Source organism: Marinococcus halophilus (assembly GCF_900166605.1).
GTDB classification, from domain to species: Bacteria; Bacillota; Bacilli; order Bacillales; family Marinococcaceae; genus Marinococcus; species Marinococcus halophilus.
The window spans coordinates 1710639-1727942 of the sequence record NZ_FVZD01000006.1 but is presented as its reverse complement, the minus strand read 5'-3'; the positions used below and the strand labels follow the sequence as shown (position 1 = coordinate 1727942).

Below are 17304 nucleotides of genomic sequence, written 5' to 3'. Positions count from 1 at the left end.
TGCATAAAAGGGAGTGTTTCTGGTGAAAAAAGAACAACAAATTGCTGAAGATGTTCTTCAGCCCCTTGGCGGTAGTGAAAATATCGTTTCTTTATACAACTGTATGACGCGGGTTCGTCTGAATGTGCGCGATCCGGAAAAAGTTGACATCGAACAATTAAAAAAGGTCGAAAATGTTATGGGGGTCGTAGAGGAGGATACTATTCAGATTGTGGTCGGGCCCGGCACTGCAGGCAAAGTAGCGGCTGAACTGGAAAAAATAACAAATCTTTCAGCAGGTAGTGTGCAGGGAGATGATCACACAGTTGAAGATGTTAAGGCTGGGATCAAACAACGGCAGCATACGCCGATTCGAAACTTCTTAAAACGTATCGGAAATATTTTTATTCCATTAATTCCTGCATTAATCGCTTCTGGGTTAATTAATGGTGCAGCCAACTTTGCACAAAATGCCGGTGTCGATCCGGAAACGACCTGGCTGCAGATTCTGCTTGTGATCGGCGGAGGAATTTTTACATATCTTGGCATTCTTGTAGGTTGGAATACCGCAAAAGAGTTCGGCGGGACCCCGGCTCTTGGCGCTGTTGCTGGTATTTTAATTATCAATCCTGCCCTTGCCGATATTACGCTGTTTGGAGAAGCTCTTGTACCCGGGCAGGGCGGAATCTTTGCAGTTATTCTGGCCGCCTGGGCGATGGCCTTTGTTGAACGTACTATCCGAAAATTTATTCCAGGTACACTCGATTTGATTTTCACTCCATTTTTTACCGTACTAATTGTAGGTATTGCTACAATCGTTCTTTTGCAGCCACTCGGGGGATTCATTTCTACCGGTATTACTGCTGCTATCAATTTTGTGTTAAATATTGGTGGGGCGGTAGCAGGAGCAGCCCTTGCTGGTTTCTTTCTTCCTCTTGTTATGGTGGGAATGCATCACGGACTGACACCCATCCATTTAGATTTTATTGACAGCATGGGCGCTACGCCGCTTCTTACAATTCTTGCAATGGCTGGAGCCGGCCAGGTTGGTGCCGCAATAGCCGTTTTTGTAAAAACAAAAAATCAGCAGCTTCGTAATACAGTAAAAGGGGCTCTGCCAGTCGGCTTTCTAGGAATCGGTGAGCCTCTCCTTTACGGCGTGACTCTGCCGCTTGGACGTCCATTTGTAACCGCTTGCCTGGGCGCGGCAGTAGGAGGGGCCTTTCAGGCAGTGATGGGTACAGCCTCGACTGGTATTGGGGTTTCGGGTCTGTCATTGATTCCTCTTATCGATGGCCAATATGTCATGTACTTTTTAGGCCTTCTGGCAGCCTACTTTTTTGGTTTTTTATTCACTTATCTTTTCGGATACAACGAAAAAATGGCTGAAAATATTCAATAAGGTAAGGAAGCTTTTTTGCAACTTCCTTTTACACAGAAAGAAGGGCATCCATGAGAGGGTTTAGCGTTTATCTTACTGATGTTGCTGAGGAACAATTCTCTTATTTAGCGCGCATGAAAACCAGTGGTTTTTCTTACGTTTTTACTTCACTTCATATACCAGAAGACGAAATTTCTTCCTATAAAAAACAGCTTCAAATGCTCGCACGCCAGACGGAGTCGCTCGGACTCAAATTATATGCAGATATATCACCAAAATCCTTCAAGCTGCTGAATCTTTCAGATGCAGATGGGAAAAAGCTTAAGGAGTGGGGCCTTACCGGCGTGAGGATGGATTATGGCATTGAGGCCCCTGAAATTGCCTCGCTTGCCGAACATGTCAGTGTGCTATTAAACGCCAGTACAATAACTGAATCTATGATCAAGGATTTGAAAGACTGGGACATTAATTTTTCCTCGTTAGCTGCTTGGCACAACTTTTATCCCCGGCCTGAGACTGGGCTCGACCGACAACAAATCATCCAACAGAATAAATGGCTGCAATCAGAAAACATTCAGACCTGCGCCTTTGTACCGGGGGATGAAAAGCCCCGGGGCCCTTTATATCAGTTTCTTCCCACACTTGAAGAACACCGGGGAGCAGCTCCATTTGCAGCCGCTTTAGATTTATGGCGGACTTGCGCTGTCAATGATATATGTATAGGGGACAGCATGCTGTCCTCTGAAGAAGCTTCACTTTTTAAAACCTACGAAGAAACGAATGAAATACCAATTCGCTCTTCATTTTTTGTGAAAGATACTGGTATCTCAGATATACTTCGCATGCTACACTGGCAGCGGCCAGACCCGGCAAGAGATGTGATCCGGTCGGAACCTTCCCGCTCTTTCACTGCAAAAAATCAAATTCAAATTTCACCCTCTCATTCAGCAGAACCCCGGCCTGTTGGAACGATTACAGTTGATAACGAACGATACGGCAGGTACCATGGAGAGCTTCAAATAACGAAGAAGGATCTGCCGGCTGATCCAAATGTCAATGTTGTTGGACGAGTTCACCCGAAATCTCATTTACTTTTATCATTAATCCAACCTGGTGAGGCTTTTAGTTTTGTTTAGAAGTCCGCGAAAACAAAGCTTCTATCAAGAATGTTTATTACGAGGCAGGACCCTGAGGAGAGCCGTATACAAACGTCAAACTTCCAGGCGCAGGAGGCGAAAATTCGGGGACGCCTGCCATTCAAATCAAACAGATACGAAACGCCCAGGGGTGTACGCAACAAGCACTAGCTGGACAAATAGGAATGTTGGTGTCCACGATTCGGCGTATCGAATCGGGTTCAACGATGCTAAGTGTAGGCACCTTAATTGAGATAGGCCAAGTGCTATCATTACCTTTATCATCGGAGAGTCGTCAAAACATAGAGATCCTTTTCCCACATTCAAATAAATTGTGATTCTCACATATAAAAATTTAACAATGTGCTGACACTAACTAAGGAAAAAACATCAAAAGACTATTAATCCGATCACAAAGGCGAAATTTTAAAAAAGGATTTACTTTTAAGCTTTTCTGCTAATAAATACCCGGAGCCGGCGTTTAATCCTCCGCCGGGCCACGTGGATGCCCCGATCATATAAAAATGGCTGATCGGTGTTTGATAGCGGGAGTGGCCGACGAAGGGGCGGAATAGAAAATGCTGAAACAGCTGGTGGCTGCCCGCCATATGGTCACCTTCGACAAGATTCGGATCCTCCTGGGGCAGATCCTCCGGGGAAAAGACGTGCCGGCCTGCAATAGTATCCTTCACATTAGGAGCGTATTCCGACAGTTTATCGATAATACGGTCGGCGTATTGTTCCTTGATGGAGGACCAGGGGCCCGGCTCGATTTCATTTAGTGCATCATACTCAGGATGAGCGGGAAGGGAGCGAACCATAATCCATACCGCCGCTTTTCCCTCCGGAGCTCTGCTTGGATCGACGGCGCTTGGCTGTCCGACGATCAGCAGGGGGCTGTCCGGAAGCGTCTCATTCAGCGCCTGGGTATGCGTGCGGGCGAGGTCTGTCACATACGGCGCTATGTGGACATAAGCAGATTGCCCGATTTCTTCCCCGGCGCTCCACTGAAGCGGCTCGTCCAGTGCCAGGTGGATCACCATCGTTTTCGGTCCGTACTGGTAATTGTTTGCTTTAGTGACAAAGGAAGCCGGCAAACGGGCCGTATCGACTAAATGATCAATGATCTGGGTAGGCGTAGCGGTTGCAATGACGTCTCCGGCTTCTATATACGTTCCGTCGTCCAGAATCACTCCTTTGGCTGCGCCATCTTCAACGTAAACTTCATTTACCCAGGTGCTGGTTTGCAGCTCGCCGTCTCTTGCTTCGAGCATCGTTACCATCGCCTGGATCATCGTTTGGATACCGCCGCGGGCAAATGGAATCCCCTCCCGGTAGTGTCCTATGGCTTCTATTAATGGAAAGGCAGCACCCCCGCTGACATCCGGGGCGTAGTCCAATTGGTAGCCCCACGGAACGACCAGTGATTTTACTTTATCATTTTCAAACCAGGAATCGACAAATTGCCGCGGGGTCTTGGCGAGCTGGCTGGAGACCTCCAGGGCGGATTTGATTTTTAAATCAAGCAGCGCCCTGAATACCACAAGACCGGCACGGAGCGAGGGAACCTCCCGGTGCATCAGTTTATATAAATAAGGGGAGACACGGTCGTATAAGGCATCAAAATCTTTCCAGGTCTCCGCATCGGCAAGGGAATAGCTGGCGATATTGCGGTGTGTTTTGGCCGGGTCTTTGTTAATGGCGAGCCCATGCCCCTCGGGAAAAACGCTTGCGTACGGGTGGGGTCCGTAAACAGGGGTGAAGCCATTCGCCTCGAGCTCCCGCTGATTTTCCGAATAAAAACGGGATTTTAAAAACAGGCTGACGTTCATGGAAAATAAATCATGAATAAAGCCCGGAGCGGCTACTTCACCGGATTTAGCAGCTCCCCCTGGGCGGGGTTCTTTCTCAAGCACCAGTACTTGCTTTCCCTGCTTGGCAAACTGAATGGCAGCTGCGAGGCCGTTATGGCCAGCGCCAATGACGACTATGTCATATTTCATGTTTTTCTCCTTTTTACTCATATTATTTATAGCTGTCGGTTGTATAAGGAACTTCTATATCTTTTCCCAGAAAACGACAAAAATAAGAGCCTGATTAGTCGAATTATCGGTTGTGCCCCTTTATTGAGCATTTAAACTTGTGAATTGAAAAATAACAGTATATAATAGATTTATAATATCTATAATTGGAAGTGAAAAACGGAATGAAATTTTCAAAAGCCACCGATTATGCCCTGCATGCGCTGGTGTATATGATTCATCGTGACGGGGAGACAACCAAAATCCCGGTCCAGGATTTATCGTTAGCGCTGAATGTCTCTACCACGTATTTATCCAAAGTATTAACGCGTATCGTAAAGGCGAATTACATTAGTTCGACGAGCGGTGCCAAGGGCGGATACAGGCTGCAGCAGAATTGGGAAAACGTGAGCGTGTACGATATTGTAGTTGCGATCGACGGCGTGCAGACGCTATTTGAGGACAGCTTTGATCACGGAGAAGAATGCAGAATTCAGGCGACTATGATGGAAGCACAGGAAAATTTAATCAACACGCTAAAAAACAAAAAGCTGAAGGATTTGACGGTGTAGCAGATTCTTTTGCTTTATTATAATTATAGATAATAAGAATCTTTAATATACAGAAAGGAGTTTTAAAATGATTTATGACGTAATTATTATTGGTGGAGGACCTGCAGGGTTAAGTGCGGCGCTTTATTTTGGAAGGGGATTAAAAAGGGCGCTGATTATCGACGAGGACAAGCCGAGAAATATCGTAACGCATGAAACGCATTCCTATTTAACCCAGGACAGAGTGACTCCGCAGACGTTCCGGAAGCGGGCCAGGGAGGATGCGCTGAAGTACGAGGGCAATACGCTGTTAAATGATAGAGTGACTGCAATCCAACAGCATAATGACGGCTTTATCGTCCAAACGCCAGCGGGTCAGTTTCAATCAAAGCAGGTGTTGGTCGCCTCCGGATTAATCGAACAGCTGCCAGCGATTAAAAATATCGAACACTATTACGGACAAAGCGTCTTTTACTGCCCGTGGTGCGACGGCTGGGAAATGAGAAGCAAAAAGCTTGCCGTCATCAATCCGGATGAACGGGTCTTGCATATGGTTATGCTTCTCTCCAACTGGACAAACCAGCTCGAAGTATTCACCGACGGCCACGACGATTTGACGAAGGAAAGCAAAAAGGTACTCGAGGATAAAAATATCCCTTATCATCTGGAGAAAATAGACGAAATGTCTGGAGAGAAGGGACAGCTGAAGGCGATCAGAATGGCCGGCGGGGAAACGGTGGAGGTAGAGGTTGCTTTTACGTACGTGCACTGGAACACCAACTATGAATTTTTAAGCGGTCTGGACGTGGAGTGGGATGAAAACAACCGATTTGTGCTCAGTCAATTCGGAGAAACCTCCGTGAAAGGCCTGTATGTGGCAGGCGAAGCAAAGGACAATTTTGGGAGCCAGCTGATAGCGGCAGCGGCGAACGGCGGGGAAGTTGCAGGATTCATGATGACGGGGCAGATACAGGAGGCGTTTAACAAAGAAGTGTAAAAGGGGCGGATTTTAAATACCTCCTGAGTGCTATAATAAACCTGAAAGCTAACGAAATGAGGGAGAAAAGTGAACTATCAGGTTGTACACACCACCGTGTTTTCTCTGGAAGAGGGCGGAGGTAACCCGTGCCCTGTCGTTTTAGACGCGGATCATCTTTCCACAAAAACAATGCAGCAGATGACAAAGGAGTTTGCGCATGAGTCAGCCTTCGTTATATCCTCCACCCGCCCGGACTGTGATCTAAAGCTTCGTTTTTTTGTTCCCTCCCATGAGATGGAAATGTGCGTTCATGCCACCATAGGGAGCATCACGGTTTTAGTGAACAAAGGGGCCATTAGCCACTCCCCGGTCATTGTAGAGACCATGCTTGGGCCTGTAAATGTAAAATGGGAAAAGCATGATTCAAAGCTGGAAATAAGTGTCGAACAGTTTTCGCCCGGGTTTCTGAACACCGTTCCGTCGAAAGAAGAAATAGGCAGGGCACTGAATATTAAAACAGAGGAACTGGCGAAATGGCCGGTTCAATCCGTTTCCACGTCCCGTTATAAATTAATTATCCCTTTAAATAGTGTAGAGACGTTGAACATGCTTCGTCCTGATTTTAATTATCTTTGGGATTTATGTGACGAATTCAACACGACCGGCTTTTATCCTTTCGCTATTTCACAACAACATGAAAAATACGTGCAGGCGCGCCAGTTTCCCCGAAGAGCCGGGTATCCGGAAGACCCGGCCACCGGGGTAGCTGCCTCGGCATTAGGCGCCTATTTAACGGTTCATAAGATTTTGCCTCCAGTAGAGGAAGGATGGAATACCTATCGCATCATTCAGGGAGTCGCTATGGGGAAGCCGAGCATGATTGAATCGGAAACGTTTGTACAAGATAATCAAATTGTAAACACCCGTAGCAAAGGAAGTGCCGAAGAATTGAAATAGTGTTTTATACTTTCAGTATGCACCGGAAGCCTCTCGCGGCATAGTACGATTCGGCGCCGTTATGGTAGACGAACGTGCGGCCGTACCGGTGGTCACCAAACAAAGCGCCGCCCCGTTTTCTTATATCCGCAGGTGTCTGAATCCAGCTGGATGTTTTCGTATCGACTGTTTCCAGCTGTTGAAGAGTGTGGTACTGCTCTTCGGTTAAAAGCTCGATGCCCATAGCCTGAGCCATGTCGACAGCACTTGTTTCAGGCTTATGCTTCTTTCTTGCCTCCAGTGCTTCGCGGTCATAGCAGACGCTCCGGCGACCCTTAGGGCTTTCGGTCGAGCAGTCACAGAATAAATATTTATTCTCTTTATGGTCATAGCCAATCACATCCGGTTCTCCGCCGGTCACTTCCATCTCGTTTAATGACCACAGCTTTTCGTCGTCTGCCTCAAGCTTTTTCAGGACAGAAGACCATGTTACCTCTTCATGGCGGTGCATATGCTGTTCGAAACGGTCTTCGAGGATTGCCAGAATGGCTTTCTTCTGTTCGGGAGTAAGCTGCTTGGATGTATCGTTTTTCTCCACCATGGGAAAATCCCTCCTTAAGACTTTACGGGTTTGTAGAAATTATACCATTTCAAAGGGTATTGATTACCCGCCGCGCATAATGGGTATTTATACGAGAGAAAACGGAGGAGCCTGAAGCATCGAAGGAGGAAATAGATTGGCACGTTTACAAAACAAAGTTGCAATTGTGACCGGGGCAGCCGGTGGGATTGGCCTCGGCACTGCCAGACTGTTTGCAGAAGAAGGAGCGAAGGTTATAGCAGCCGACGTTCAGCTCGACCTGCTGCAGGAGGAAGTAAAGAAAATACAGGAAGATGGGGCGGATATCACTGCCTTCGAACTGGATACCACCTCAGAGGAAAACTGGAAAAAAGCGGTGCAACAAGCGGTGGATACCTACGGGCAGGTGGATATTCTGGTAAACAACGCGGGCATCCACTATCCGAGCAAGATTCTCGAAACCTCCCTGGAGGAATGGAATAAAGTCATGAACGTAGATTCGACCGGGTACTTTCTCGGCATGCGCGAGGTTATTCCGGAAATGCAGAAGGCCGGGCAGGGATCGATTATTAATATAGCATCGATGGCTGCCTTAACCGGTTCCGGAGCGGCTGGCGGCAACGGCACAGCCTACAGCGCGGCCAAAGGGGCGATACGTTCAATGACGACGCACGTGGCTGCTCATTTTGCCGAAGAAAGCATTCGGGCGAACAGCATTCATCCCGGCCCGATCCGGACGCCAATCATGGGCGAGCGGCAGAAAACCATTTCAAAGGATAATCAGGACGTTGTGCCTCTTCCGCCTCACCACGGGGAAGCGGTGGACATTGCCTACGCCGCCCTGTACTATGCTTCCGAAGAATCCCGGTTTGTAACCGGGGACGAGATGGTTGTTGACGGAGGCTCGTTAGCGTAATCTCCAGCCTCGTTTCGTTTGTAAATTAAAGACGAAATGCTCTGCGTACATAGACACGCAGAACATTTTTGTTGTTATTCATCTTCATTATTTGGAATTTCTTCCGGCATACCGTCGGACTCCTCATCATCCCCGCAGGCTGAAAGAGAGCTTAAGGGGGCGATCATAAGAAGAGTAACCATAATGATTTTAAGCCACTGTTTCATTAAAATTTACTCCTTTCTTCAGACCATAAGTATTTCTAAACCGCGAAAAATTTTGTTGATCATACTATCGATACCCGGTGAATGATTATATGTAACACTAATAAAATTTCTGGAAATCATCTTAAATACGGTTATCGCAATTGCCCGTAGGCAGAGAACCTAAAATACGTAAATAGCTTACCCTGGGAGCAGATCGTATGCTACCTTAAGGGTAATCTTTTTTATTTGAGGTTAGCAGAGTTGAGCAGAGAAAAGAAAACGAAGCTTGATTTGGAGCGTATTGTTTTTATCGGACGCACATTCGACGAATACCTGGATATGTTTGCACTTTCCAAAGCAAGGATCCAGGGAAGGAGCATTCTTGATTGCCCGGCCGGTGCCTGTTCATTTACAGCCATCGCAAACAGCCTGGGAGCAGAGGTGACAGCCTGTGATGTTGCGTACGATCACCGTGGCGAAGATCTGAAACACAAAGGACTTCAGGATATCGAGCACGCGGCGGAACACATAACGAAGGCCGAAGGTAATTACGAATGGGATTACATTCATAGCGTTGAAGATTTAAAAAGAAGACGTACACAGGCTCTGCACGACTGTGCGGAAGATATGCATAATTCAGGCGGGCGGTATGTTCCAGCGGTACTGCCGGTGCTTCCCTTTAAAGACAGCGCCTTTGACATCGTTTTATCCGCCCATTTTCTATTTATGTATGCCGACCGTCTGAGCTATGACTTTCACATTGACACGCTCACAGAATTGCTGAGAGTGGCAAAAGAGGAAGTGCGCATTTTTCCATTGGTGGATCTGAAGGGCGAGAGGTACGAGCATCTGGATACAGTGATTGAATATTTAACAACGAAGGGCCATGTGGGGGAAGAGGTCTTTGTTTCGTATGAATTTCAAAGGAATGCGAATTCGTTTCTCCGGATCACGAAATCCTCAGTCGGTAATTAAGCCTGTTGGGATGAAAGCTCCCGAAACCTGCGGGGCGAATCGCGGACGAATGCCTGAAAGTTGCGGTTAAATGAGCGGAGGCTGCTGTACCCGCAGTCTGCAGCAATTTCCCCGATCGGCTGCTGGCTGCTTTTCAGTAAATAACAGGCACGCGATATCCGGTAATAGTTTAAGTATTCGGTAAAGGTCATGCCCGCCATGTGAGCAAACAGCTTGGACAGGTAGGGATAGTCGTACTGTAAATGTTCAGCCACCGCTTTTAACGTACACTCGGCGGCGTAATTAGTATCCACATACAAAAGCATTTGATGAAGAATTTTCGTTTTAGCAGAATACTGGACGGGCTTGAAATCGGTGTTTTCCTCTAACGTACTGCATATGCCGTACAAAAAGCTTTTCTGCCTGTAGACGGAGCCCCGGGACGGCAGCTGCACGTCCGGCGAAAGAGAGAACGTATTATTTACAGGGGTGAAGCCTTTATAATCCATAAAAAAACGGCCGATCAATTCAGGAGAAAAAATAATGATGGTAATCGCGGAATGCCCGACTGTGGTAAATTCATGCATCTGATTGTTAAAAATAAAGGCTGCCTCGTTTTGCTGCAGAAGATACTCTTTCTGGTCAATGGTTACCCGCACCTGCCCTTCATGGACAATAATCAGTTCATAGGCACGGTGAAAGTGAAGCGGAAAGCTGAAATTGGTTAAGGTAACACGTTGAAATGATTCCTGTTCTTCGACTCCATGAGGCTCAAAAAAGACCAAAGCCGGCTCCCCCTTTCAGAAACACTAATATTGTCTTATATTATACTATTTTTTGAATAGAAGCATAAGAAGCTTCCCGCCTATAATAAAAACAGATTGATAGAAGGGGGAAAGCTTCATGGCATTGGAATATCATGTAGCAAAAAATGGCTCTGACAAAAACGAAGGCACACCGGAAAATCCTTTTTTAACAATTAATCGAGCAGCTTCACTAGCCACAGCGGGAGACACCGTAGTGGTGCATGAAGGTGAATATAGAGAATGGGTGAAGCCGCGAAATGGCGGCCGGAGTGAGACCCGGAGAATTACATATACCGCTGCTCCTGGAGAAAAGGCGGTGATTAAAGGTTCGGAACAAATTGACTACTGGGAACAGGTGGAGGGCACGGTCTGGAAGGCAGTCGTCCCTAACACGTTATTTGGCGGCTACAATCCGTATACGGAAAAAATATTCGGAGACTGGATCGTTCACAATCCAGGCAGGCATCTGGGCGATGTATATTTAAACGGCATGTCCTTTTACGAATCCGAAACCTTTGCGGAAATGCTGAATCCCGAAGCACAGAACGAGGTTTTGGACCACTGGACAAAAACGACTGTTCCTGTCCATCATCCGGAGCAGACGACGTACCGCTGGTATGCGGAAGCAGACAGCAGCCATACGACGATTTTCGCCAACTTTCAGGGCGCTGATCCGAATAAAGAGCTGGTGGAAATAAATGTGCGGAAAGCCTGCTTTTATCCGGAATTGACGGGGCTTAACTATATCACGGTGCAGGGGTTTGAAATGGCCCAGGCAGCAACGCCGTGGACACCTCCGACAGCGGATCAGCCGGGATTGATCGGACCGAACTGGAGCAAGGGATGGATTATTGAAAACAACGTGATTCACGATTCCAAATGCAGTGCAATCAGTATTGGAAAGGAAGCATCCACCGGAGACAATTACCGGACGAGAAGAAAGGACAAACCAGGCTATCAGTACCAGCTGGAATCTGTGTTTATGGCCCGGCACATTGGCTGGAGCAGGGAGCGCATCGGCTCTCACATTATCCGGAACAACACCATTTATGATTGTGGCCAGAACGGGGTGGTCGGTCATTTGGGCTGCGTGTTCAGTGAAATCTATCATAACCACATTTACAATATCGCATTAAAGCGGGAATTTTTTGGCCATGAAATTGCCGGAATTAAGCTGCACGCAGCGATTGATGTCCAGATTCACAGCAACCGCATTCATGACTGCTCGCTTGGAGTATGGCTCGACTGGCAGACCCAGGGCACGAGAGTAAGTAAAAACCTATTTTACAAAAACAGCCGTGATCTATTTGTAGAAGTGAGCAGCGGACCGTATGTGGTGGACCATAACATTTTGACAGCGGACTACGCTCTGGATAATCATGCGCAGGGAGGAGCTTACGTTAACAATCTGATTGCGGGCAAAATGGTGCACAAGAAGATGCTGGACCGGGCCACACCGTATCACGTGCCCCACAGCACGGAGGTAGCCGGATTTGCGCCTGTCTACGGCGGAGACGACCGTTTTTACAATAATATGTTTGTTGGAAAATCGGATTTGAATGATGTGGGCACGTCCCATTTTAACGGATACACGGCGTCGCTTGAGAAATATATCGAAAAGGTGGATCAGGTCGGCGGGGACCATGAAGCGTTCCACAGTATCGAGCAGCCGGTCTATATTAACCATAATGCTTACTTTAATGGAGCGGTTCCGTTTGAAGGAGAGCAGGAGGCATTAACCAAAGATGCTTTTGACCCCCAGCTTACGATAATCGAAAAGGGGAACGAGGTGTATCTGTCCTGTGAACTTCCTGACGAATTTGAACACATGCGCGGCGAGATAAAGCATACAGGAAACCTGGAGCGGGCGCGTATCGTAGATGCAGATTTTGAAAATCCGGATGGAAGCGAGCTCCGGATAGATACCGACTTTTTCGGTAAACAAAAAGCCAAAACAGACGTGCTGGGACCGATTGGGCAGCTGCAGGCTGGTAAGAATGAAATAAAGGTGTGGGGTTAATTTTCAACGGTACGGTGCCTGTTTACCATAAACAGGCACCGTATTTTCTATGAGAGAACGCCAGGTTATTTAATAAAGCGTTTACAAAATAGTTAGTTTGTTTTATGTTGAATACGTATTCAAAAAAAAGGAGGATACTCGATGCCCACTTATTTGAAAAGAGGAAAAAGCGATCAGGAAAAACAGGAGGCGGACACGAAGGTTCAGCAGGCGGTGCAGGGAATCATTCATGACGTAGAGCAGCGGGGAGATGAAGCGGTCCGGGAGCTATCTGAGAAATTCGACAAGTGGTCGCCGGAATCGTTCCGCCTGTCATCCGAAACTATTCAGCAGGTGATCGATGAGCTGCCGCAGCAGGTGATTGATGATATTGCTTTTGCGCAGTCGCAAATTCAAAATTTTGCCCGCCATCAGCGGGAGTCAATTCAGGATATTGAAGTGGAAACACGGCCCGGCGTGATTTTAGGGCATAAAAATATTCCGGTGAACAGTGTGGGCTGCTATATTCCGGGCGGGCGCTATCCGATGGTAGCCTCTTCCCATATGAGTATTGTGACAGCGAAGGTGGCCGGAGTTGAAAGGGTGATCGCCTGCACGCCTCCAAGTAACGGGGAAATACCGGCAGCTACGGTCGCGGCAATGCATATGGCCGGGGCGGACGAAATCTATCTGCTGGGGGGAGTACAGGCAATGACTGCCATGGCTGTTGGCACAGAAACGATTCAGCCGGTGGATATGATTGTCGGCCCGGGCAACGCTTTTGTAGCGGAAGCCAAGCGGCAGCTATACGGCAGAGTGGGGATTGATTTATTTGCTGGACCGACGGAAACGCTTGTGATTGCTGACGAGACGGCCGACGTCGAAATGGTAGCTACCGATATTCTCGGGCAGGCAGAGCACGGACCAACGTCTCCAGGCGCCCTTATTACAACGTCCCAATCGCTTGCCGAATCTTTGGAGGAGGAAATTGCCCGTCAGTTAAAAACACTCCCGACAGCGGAAGTGGCAGAGCAGGCCTGGCAGGACAATGGTTCTATTATTGTAGTGGAAAATGTGGAAGAAGCAGTCCAGGAAGCGGATAAGCTGGCCTATGAACACGTAGAGGTTCTCACCAGGGACCCGGATTACTTTCTGGAAAATATGACAAATTACGGGGCGCTCTTTCTCGGGCCTGAAACGAACGTCGCCTATGGGGACAAAGTCATCGGCACCAATCATACGCTTCCGACCAAGCAGGCGGCAAAATACACGGGCGGCTTATGGGTAGGCAAGTTTTTGAAAAATTGTACGTATCAGCGCGTAACAAGAGAAGCCAGTGTGGAAATAGGCAAGTACGCCGAACGGCTGTGTGAGCTCGAAGGCTTCAAAGGCCATAAAGCCCAGGCTTCATTACGTGTGCAGAGATACAGTACAACTGACTGAATATCGGCGTGATATTGAGTGGATTATCACGTAAATGATTAATAAAACCAAGTGAACGATTATAAATAAAAGTTTGACTGTTATGGTCCATGTGTTTATAAAATTTTGAGTGTCTTGAATACGTATACAAAAAAGGAGGGAAGGCCATCAGTTCTAATCTATTCTCTTTAGAAGGGAAAACGATCGTCGTTACTGGTGCTAATAAAGGCATTGGGAAAGAAATAGCGATTATGCTGGCTGAGACTGGGGCCAGCGTAGCAATGGTAGCCCGGGATGAGCAGGCTTTACAGGAAACGGAATGGTCTATTCAGGATAAAAATCGATCAGCAGCATCATTTCCGTTCGATTTAACTAAAATCGACAAACTGGATGAATTGTTCGACAGTATTCACAGACGGTTGGGCCAAATTGACGTGCTTCTGAACAACGCCGGCACGAACATCCCAGCCCCGGCGGAAGAAGTCACGGAAGAGGAGTGGGACCGTATCCACGACATTAATTTAAAAAGCGTTTTTTTTGCCTGCCAGGCAGCTGGAAAGTGGATGCGTGAAGCAGGACACGGAAAAATCATTAATATGTCCTCCCAGATGGCTTTTGTGGGCTATTACAACCGTGCAGCCTATAGCTCGAGCAAGGGAGGAATTACGCAGCTGACCAAGTCACTTGCTATTGAGTGGGCTTCTCACGGCATCAATGTGAATGCTGTAGCTCCGACCTTTATAGAAACACCGATGACAGAAAAAATGTTCGAGGATACAGAGTTTAAAAAAGAAGTGCTTGCCAGAATTCCGCTTGGCAGACTGGCTCGTCCCGAAGACCTTTTTGGAGCGGTGGCATTTCTCAGCTCGGCTTCCTCCGATATGGTTACTGGGCAGACGATCATGGTCGATGGCGGCTGGACGGTTTGGTGAGAAGCTGCAAATAATACACAAACTGAAACTCTTTTGTTTGACGATGCCTGCTGAAGGGAACTCCTGCTGTAGACAAACATCCTGGAGGGATCACAAATGAGCGGTAAAAAAGGTTTTGGCGACAAACTGAAGGGAAATGCAAACAAGGTTAAAGGGGAAGCAAAAGACCGGATGGGAAGCGCCACAAATAATTCCAAAATGCAGCGCGAAGGAAAGAAAGACAAGCTTAAAGGCGTCGCCCAGGATAAAAAAGGCGATTTTAAAAACAAGTAATGAAAATGAAAAGAACAGAAGCCCCCACACTGGGGCTTTTGTTCTTTTTTATTGTTACACAATTTTTACTGGGGTATCCTTGAGACTCTTTGCAGAAACAGTGTAAACAACACCGGCGAGGACAGCTGTAGCAAGTATGGCTGAAAACACCGGCAGTCCTTCGGTGATTACTCCTACATCAAATAGCACAAACTCCGTACCCCAGATGAGGCTTTCAATCAAAAGGAAAAGTATCCCGGCGGCAATAAACCCAAGCCCCGTGAGCCAGCCAAAACGGTAAAATCCGGAAGCAATGAACAATCCGAGCAGATAATACAGCAGCACGGTCACAAAATACGCTGCACTTCCAGGTAAAAGAACTTCGAAAAGTGTATCTGTATCTATCAGATAAAATACTGAAGCATTTGTATTGAAAATAACCGTATCCATAAGGTTAAACACAGCTATTGCGGCTGTGATTACGAGAGCTACAGCAGCGGAAGAAAGTAACGCAGCCTGGTAATAATGTCTTCTTGTCAGTCCATGTTCAATGCAAAACCCCAGAAAGGTATATACAGATACTAAACCAATTACCAGCATATAAACCTTACTCGGTTCATAGGCGAAATTTAGTAAAACAATGTTAAATTCTGCACCCAGGAAAAAAAGGTTGATAAAATGAGCGGCAACCCGAACAAGGTATAAGATGCCAAGAAACCACAGGGTCCATTTGAGCTGCTCTTTTATTATTAGTGGCACAGCTTTATTGTTCCTCATGAAGCTCCCCTCCTTTTGTCATGCTGGTAAATATATCCTGAAGCGTGACTCTGCCTACATCTAATCCGAGCTCTTCTGCTTCCTGGAGAAAATTTTGATCCACTTGTTGAAAAATAACGACAGATTTGGTGCCGCCGAGCTGCCGGGTTTTGACTACGTGGAGCTCCGCGGTGAATTTCTCAACCAGGCTGCTTTCTCCGGTGATCGTCATCCCTTTAGAGATTACGTTTTCATAATCGTCCGCAAGCAATACGCGCCCCTGGTCCAGCATGATTACTTCATCAAACAAATGCTCCATTTCAGATATCAGATGCGTAGACATGATAATCAATCGCGGATGGTTTTCCTGCTCTTTCAAAATTTCTTCGTAGAAAATTTCACGGGAAGGAGCATCCATGCCCGTATAAGCTTCATCAAAAATGGTCACCGGGGCCCGGGAGGCAAGTCCGCGTACAGCTTGAAACATAGACCTTCTTCCAGTTGATTGTTTTTTCATAGGGATGCTTAAGTCAAGGCCGAATCTACTGGCGATTCTTCGGGCTGCTTCTATATCGAAAGTATCAATAAGCTCCTCGGCAGTTTGAAGAAGCTCCTCTCCGGATTCGTAGTATTCATCAAAGTTTCGCTGGAACAGGAACTGTACATGCCTGGTCTGGCGGCTGTTCTCAAACAACGGCTCCCCGTTCAGCGTGATCTGGCCGGAAGAATGCTTCCGGTAATTGGCGATAAGGGACAAAAGAGTAGTTTTACCCGAACCATTCCGTCCGATCAAGGCGTAAACCCTGGGCGAATGAAGTTGCAGAGACACATTCGTAAGTGCCTGCTCTTTTCCGTAATACAGATCCACATGGTTTAATACCGGGTTCATATCCATTACTTTTTCATCCTTTCCCGCAGCATATTTACCAGCTCTTCCTCGGACATACGTAATTTTCTGGCCTCTTTCACAAGCTCATCAATATACTCTTCGCCGAAGGCTTTCTGCCTCTTTTTAATTAGTCTTTCTTTAGCTCCTGAAGTAACAAACATTCCTACTCCCCGTTTTTTATATAAAATTTCTTCCTCCACCAGTTCATTGACGCCTTTAGCAACCGTCAGATGGTTCACTTTATAAAAAGAAACCAGCTGGGTGGTTGAAGGCGCCTGCATTTCTTCTCTTAAGCGCCCATCCATTATCTGATCTTCAATTTGCTCTTTAATTTGTTGGAAAATCGGCTTTTTGTTATGAAAATCGGCGTCCATAATATTCACCACCTTAAGCGAAAAGGTAATATGGTTATATATATAAGTATATGACCAATCGATGGAAAGTCAATGATATAACAAGAAAAAAGCTCTGGAATTTTCCAAAGCTTCTTATTTGCCCAATAGCGTATCTTTATATAGCGTATCTTTATATAGTATTTTTCAGCAACCTGCGATACGGTTCTTCTCTCACCAGGTGCCCGTAAATAATTTTCAAAAATAATAAAGGCATTAGCCATTCAAAGCCGGGGAT

At 46.8% G+C, this 17304-nt stretch carries 19 protein-coding genes; 12 read left to right on the top strand and 7 right to left on the bottom strand.

The genetic code is table 11. The features are described from left to right. Window positions 1-22 precede the first annotated feature (22 nt). The 3 genes from B5066_RS14790 (at window position 23) to B5066_RS17105 (ending at window position 2834) form a co-directional block, all read left to right on the top strand. Window positions 23-1381 carry a PTS transporter subunit EIIC gene (locus B5066_RS14790; protein ID WP_079476668.1) on the top strand — a complete coding sequence of 453 codons (1359 nt, stop codon included), beginning with the start codon at window positions 23-25 and terminating at the stop codon, window positions 1379-1381. 50 nt (window positions 1382-1431) lie between these two features. Next, entirely contained in the window at window positions 1432-2496 is a 1065-nt protein-coding gene (locus B5066_RS14785; protein ID WP_079476667.1) for a MupG family TIM beta-alpha barrel fold protein, read from the top strand. Between the two features lie 119 nt (window positions 2497-2615). Beyond that, complete coding sequence (locus tag B5066_RS17105; protein ID WP_079476666.1) at window positions 2616-2834, top strand: helix-turn-helix domain-containing protein; 219 nt, start codon at window positions 2616-2618, stop codon at window positions 2832-2834. Window positions 2835-2906: 72 nt separating this feature from the next. On the opposite strand, the gene B5066_RS14775 is transcribed toward B5066_RS17105, so the two are convergent. Then, window positions 2907-4520 carry a phytoene desaturase family protein gene (locus B5066_RS14775; protein WP_143745447.1) on the bottom strand — a complete coding sequence of 538 codons (1614 nt, stop codon included), beginning with the start codon at window positions 4518-4520 and terminating at the stop codon, window positions 2907-2909. Between the two features lie 182 nt (window positions 4521-4702). Here B5066_RS14775 and B5066_RS14770 point away from each other — a divergent pair, with 182 nt between their 5' ends. The 3 genes from B5066_RS14770 (at window position 4703) to B5066_RS14760 (ending at window position 7004) form a co-directional block, all read left to right on the top strand. Beyond that, window positions 4703-5089: an RrF2 family transcriptional regulator gene (locus B5066_RS14770; RefSeq protein ID WP_079476664.1), complete on the top strand. Its 387-nt coding sequence runs from the start codon at window positions 4703-4705 to the stop codon at window positions 5087-5089. A 67-nt stretch (window positions 5090-5156) separates the two neighbouring features. Beyond that, a complete protein-coding gene (locus tag B5066_RS14765) occupies window positions 5157-6065 on the top strand; it encodes an NAD(P)/FAD-dependent oxidoreductase (protein ID WP_079476663.1) in 909 nt (302 codons plus the stop codon). Between the two features lie 69 nt (window positions 6066-6134). Beyond that, complete coding sequence (locus tag B5066_RS14760) at window positions 6135-7004, top strand: PhzF family phenazine biosynthesis protein (RefSeq protein ID WP_079476662.1); 870 nt, start codon at window positions 6135-6137, stop codon at window positions 7002-7004. A 4-nt stretch (window positions 7005-7008) separates the two neighbouring features. On the opposite strand, the gene B5066_RS14755 is transcribed toward B5066_RS14760, so the two are convergent. Then, window positions 7009-7584, bottom strand: coding sequence for a DUF4256 domain-containing protein (locus B5066_RS14755; RefSeq protein WP_079476661.1), 576 nt, complete (start codon window positions 7582-7584; stop codon window positions 7009-7011). Window positions 7585-7720: 136 nt separating this feature from the next. Between B5066_RS14755 and B5066_RS14750 the strand changes: the two genes are divergently transcribed. Beyond that, window positions 7721-8479: an SDR family NAD(P)-dependent oxidoreductase gene (locus tag B5066_RS14750; protein WP_079476660.1), complete on the top strand. Its 759-nt coding sequence runs from the start codon at window positions 7721-7723 to the stop codon at window positions 8477-8479. 74 nt (window positions 8480-8553) lie between these two features. On the opposite strand, the gene B5066_RS17010 is transcribed toward B5066_RS14750, so the two are convergent. Further along, window positions 8554-8685: a hypothetical protein gene (locus tag B5066_RS17010; protein WP_261763919.1), complete on the bottom strand. Its 132-nt coding sequence runs from the start codon at window positions 8683-8685 to the stop codon at window positions 8554-8556. A gap of 240 nt (window positions 8686-8925) precedes the next feature. Here B5066_RS17010 and B5066_RS14745 point away from each other — a divergent pair, with 240 nt between their 5' ends. Next, complete coding sequence (locus B5066_RS14745) at window positions 8926-9639, top strand: class I SAM-dependent methyltransferase (RefSeq protein WP_079476659.1); 714 nt, start codon at window positions 8926-8928, stop codon at window positions 9637-9639. On the opposite strand, the gene B5066_RS14740 is transcribed toward B5066_RS14745, so the two are convergent. Beyond that, complete coding sequence (locus B5066_RS14740) at window positions 9636-10403, bottom strand: helix-turn-helix transcriptional regulator (protein ID WP_079476658.1); 768 nt, start codon at window positions 10401-10403, stop codon at window positions 9636-9638. The two genes, B5066_RS14745 and B5066_RS14740, sit on opposite strands and share 4 nt — an antisense overlap. Window positions 10404-10521: 118 nt before the next feature. Between B5066_RS14740 and B5066_RS14735 the strand changes: the two genes are divergently transcribed. From B5066_RS14735 to B5066_RS14720, 4 genes are all read left to right on the top strand, one after another. Then, window positions 10522-12444 (top strand): right-handed parallel beta-helix repeat-containing protein, encoded by a 1923-nt coding sequence (locus B5066_RS14735; RefSeq protein WP_179124129.1) that lies wholly within the window; start codon window positions 10522-10524, stop codon window positions 12442-12444. A 141-nt stretch (window positions 12445-12585) separates the two neighbouring features. Next, window positions 12586-13866, top strand: coding sequence for a histidinol dehydrogenase (hisD, locus tag B5066_RS14730; protein WP_079476657.1), 1281 nt, complete (start codon window positions 12586-12588; stop codon window positions 13864-13866). 146 nt (window positions 13867-14012) lie between these two features. Continuing rightward, window positions 14013-14777 (top strand): SDR family NAD(P)-dependent oxidoreductase, encoded by a 765-nt coding sequence (locus B5066_RS14725; RefSeq protein WP_079476656.1) that lies wholly within the window; start codon window positions 14013-14015, stop codon window positions 14775-14777. Between the two features lie 96 nt (window positions 14778-14873). Continuing rightward, window positions 14874-15050 carry a CsbD family protein gene (locus tag B5066_RS14720; protein ID WP_079476655.1) on the top strand — a complete coding sequence of 59 codons (177 nt, stop codon included), beginning with the start codon at window positions 14874-14876 and terminating at the stop codon, window positions 15048-15050. Window positions 15051-15104: 54 nt separating this feature from the next. Here the strand turns inward: B5066_RS14720 and B5066_RS14715 are convergent, their stop codons facing one another. From B5066_RS14715 to B5066_RS14705, 3 genes are read right to left on the bottom strand one after another with little or no spacing between them, the layout of a single operon-like run. Then, the gene (locus B5066_RS14715; protein WP_079476654.1) at window positions 15105-15806 is read right to left on the bottom strand and encodes a hypothetical protein; all 702 of its coding nucleotides are present in this window, start codon (window positions 15804-15806) and stop codon (window positions 15105-15107) included. Further along, window positions 15793-16680: an ATP-binding cassette domain-containing protein gene (locus tag B5066_RS14710; protein ID WP_079476653.1), complete on the bottom strand. Its 888-nt coding sequence runs from the start codon at window positions 16678-16680 to the stop codon at window positions 15793-15795. Before B5066_RS14710 ends, B5066_RS14715 begins: the two co-directional genes overlap by 14 nt. After that, window positions 16680-17048 (bottom strand): GntR family transcriptional regulator, encoded by a 369-nt coding sequence (locus tag B5066_RS14705; RefSeq protein WP_079476652.1) that lies wholly within the window; start codon window positions 17046-17048, stop codon window positions 16680-16682. The genes B5066_RS14710 and B5066_RS14705 overlap by 1 nt, the downstream gene beginning before the upstream one ends. Window positions 17049-17304 lie beyond the last annotated feature (256 nt).